Raw genomic sequence first — 2,859 nt, forward strand, 5'->3', positions numbered from 1 at the left:
CCCCGCAGGCGACCGCCGCCGAAGGCGGACCGGAGTCCGCGCCGTCCCCCGCGGCCGTACGGAGCGGGGCTCCCGAGTCGGCACGGGCCACCGCGTCCGCACGAGCCGGGGCCCCCGGGTCCGCAGCGGAAGCCGAGAGGGAGGCCGTCGCCGTGACGGAGCCCGTCATGCCGGAGTCAGCCGTGCCGGAGTCCGTCGCGCCGGGGGCTGTCGCGCCCGGGTCGGCTGTGTCCGGGTCGACTGGGACTGGGGTGACTGGGGCCGGGGCCGCCGGGCCGGGGTCCGGTGCACCGTCGCCCGCCGATCACGATCCCGCGGCCGCCGTGCCGTGGGGCGTACGGGTCGCCGCCGAGGTGGGCTGGCGGCTGCTGATACTCGCCGGGGCGCTGTGGGTGCTGATGCGGGTGATCAGCGCGGTGGAGCTGGTGGTGCTCGCCTTCACCGCGGGCCTGCTGATCACGGCGCTCCTCCAGCCCACGGTCGCCTGGCTCAAGCGGCACGGTGTGCCCAGGGGCCTGGCCACCGCCCTGACCTTCATCTCGGGCTTTGTGATCATGGGCCTGGTCGGCTGGTTCGTGGTCTGGCAGGTCACGGAGAACATCGACAACCTGACCTCACAGGTGCAGCAGGGCATCAAGGACTTCAAGCACTGGCTGCTCAACAGTCCGTTCCATGTCACCCAGGACCAGATCAACAACATCGCCGACAACCTCAGCCAGGCGCTCGGCAGCAACACCAAGGACATCACCAACGCCAGCATCGAGGGCGTGCAGGTCATCATCGAGGTGCTCACGGGCATCGTGCTCGCGATGTTCAGCACGCTCTTCCTGCTCTACGACGGCCCCAAGATCTGGAGCTGGCTGCTGAAGCTGTTCCCGGCGGCGGCGCGCGAAGGGGTCGAGGGCGCCGGCCCGCGTGCCTGGGCGACGCTGACCGCCTATGTGCGCGGCACGGTGATAGTGGCCCTGATAGACGCGATCTTCATCGGCATAGGGCTGTTCTTCCTCGATGTGCCGCTGGCGGTGCCGCTGGCCGTGTTCATCTTCCTCTTCGCCTTCATCCCGCTGGTGGGCGCCGTCGTCTCCGGGGCGCTCGCGGTGGTCGTGGCGCTGGTGACGCGGGACCCGTTCACGGCGGCGATGGTGCTCGTGGTGGTCCTGGCGGTGCAGCAGATCGAGGGCCACATCCTGCAGCCGTTCATCCTGGGCCGCGCGGTGCGGGTGCACCCGCTCGCGGTGGTCCTCTCCGTGGCCGCGGGCTCGCTGATCGCGGGCATCGGCGGGGCGGTGGTGGCGGTTCCGCTGGTCGCCGTCACGAATACGGTCGTGGGTTATCTGCGGTCCCATGCGAGGGAGAGCCGGGCTGAGAGCCCGGCTCTCCACGGGGGTCCGGAGACGGAGGGCTCGCCGCCGCCTTCTGTTTCGCGGTAGCGCTCGCGGTAGCGCCTACTGAGCTGCCGCCCGGGCCCGGTGCGCGGCTGCGGGTGCGTTGTGGCTGGTCGCGCAGTTCCCCGCGCCCCTGACGGGGCGCGCCCGCGCGGCGGAGCCGCAAATACAACACAGCCCCGCGCCCCTTGCGAGGCGCCCTGCTCAAAAGGGTCTGCCCCGGTCTTCTTTCGAAGACCGGGGCAGACCCTTTTGCATGGGTGACGCGGAGCGTCAGCCGTTGAGGACGGCCTCGGAGTCGAGCGTCGCGCCCACTGCCTGGAGGACAGCGGCGATCTTGAACGCCTCCTGGATCGTCTCGCGCGAGACGCCCGCCTTGCGGAGGACCTGCTCGTGCGAGTCGAGGCACATGCCGCAGCCGTTGATGGCGGAGACCGCCAGCGACCACAGCTCGAAGTCGACCTTCTCCACGCCGGGGTTGCCGATGACGTTCATCCGCAGACCCGCGCGCAGGTTGCCGTACTCCGGGTCCGACAGCAGGTGCCGGGTCCGGTAGTAGACGTTGTTCATCGCCATGATGGCGGCGGCGGACTTGGCAGCGGTGTACGCCTCGGGGGAGAGGTTCTCCTTGGCCTGCGGCTCCAGCTCCCGCAGCACGATCGGCGAACGGGTCGCGATCGCGCAGGCGAGGACGGTGCCCCACAGCTGCTGCTGCGGCAGGTCGGAGTTGCCGATGACCGAGCCGAGGTTCAGCTTCAGGTCCTTGGCAAAGTCCGGTATCGCGGACTTCAGTTCATCGAGCGCCATGGAGGATCAGCTCACTCGCCCGCGAGGAGCTTGACGGCGTCGAGGGTCTCCTCGCCCTTGTTCCAGTTGCAGGGGCACAGCTCGTCCGTCTGCAGGGCGTCGAGGACCCGCAGGACCTCCTTGGGGTTACGGCCGACGGAGCCGGCGGTCACCATGACGAACTGGATCTCGTTGTTCGGGTCCACGATGAAGACGGCGCGCTGGGCGTAGCCGTCCTCGCCCTCGACGCCACAGGCCTGCATCAGCTCGTGCTTGGCGTCGGCCAGCATCGGGAAGGGCAGGTCGCGGAGGTCCTTGTGGTCCTTGCGCCAGGCGTGGTGCACGAACTCGGAGTCACCGGAGACGCCGAGGATCTGGGCGTCACGGTCGGCGAACTCGTCGTTCAGCTGGCCGAACGCGGCGATCTCGGTCGGGCAGACGAAGGTGAAGTCCTTGGGCCAGAAGAAGACGACCCGCCACTTGCCCTCGTAGGACTTGTTGTCGATCTGCGCGAACGCCTTGTCGGCGTCGAGGTCCACACAGGCGGTCAGGTCGTACTGGGGGAACTGGTCACCAACAGTGAGCACGCGCTCTCCTTGCATCGAGGAAGACCGGGGCGGAGCTTCCTGCGGGGATTGGACGAGAGCAACAGTGCCACAGAGGCCATTGATAAGGGAAATAGCTAGAC

Annotated in this window: 3 protein-coding genes; 1 reads left to right on the forward strand and 2 read right to left on the reverse strand. The window is 68.9% G+C overall.

Annotation, left to right across the window (positions count from 1 at the left end; all coding sequences use genetic code 11):
- Window positions 1-167 precede the first annotated feature (167 nt).
- Window positions 168-1,430: an AI-2E family transporter gene (locus K6I34_RS34900; protein WP_229332050.1), complete on the forward strand. Its 1,263-nt coding sequence runs from the start codon at window positions 168-170 to the stop codon at window positions 1,428-1,430.
- 228 nt (window positions 1,431-1,658) lie between these two features.
- On the opposite strand, the gene K6I34_RS34905 is transcribed toward K6I34_RS34900, so the two are convergent.
- Together K6I34_RS34905 and K6I34_RS34910 are read right to left on the reverse strand one after the other, a co-directional pair.
- Window positions 1,659-2,192 (reverse strand): alkyl hydroperoxide reductase, encoded by a 534-nt coding sequence (locus K6I34_RS34905; RefSeq protein ID WP_229332048.1) that lies wholly within the window; start codon window positions 2,190-2,192, stop codon window positions 1,659-1,661.
- Window positions 2,193-2,203: 11 nt separating this feature from the next.
- Window positions 2,204-2,758 (reverse strand): peroxiredoxin, encoded by a 555-nt coding sequence (locus K6I34_RS34910; protein WP_229332049.1) that lies wholly within the window; start codon window positions 2,756-2,758, stop codon window positions 2,204-2,206.
- Between the last annotated feature and the right edge of the window lie 101 nt (window positions 2,759-2,859).

The organism is Streptomyces sp. UNOC14_S4 (genome assembly GCF_020740835.1).
In the GTDB taxonomy this organism is placed as follows: domain Bacteria; phylum Actinomycetota; class Actinomycetes; order Streptomycetales; family Streptomycetaceae; genus Streptomyces.

What these genes read in the sequence shown, in the direction of transcription:
- K6I34_RS34900 (WP_229332050.1), top strand. Translation starts at nt 168, where the DNA reads ATGCCGGAGTCAGCCGTGCCGGAGTCCGTCGCGCCGGGGGCTGTCGCG.
- K6I34_RS34905 (WP_229332048.1), bottom strand. Translation starts at nt 2,192, where the DNA reads ATGGCGCTCGATGAACTGAAGTCCGCGATACCGGACTTTGCCAAGGAC.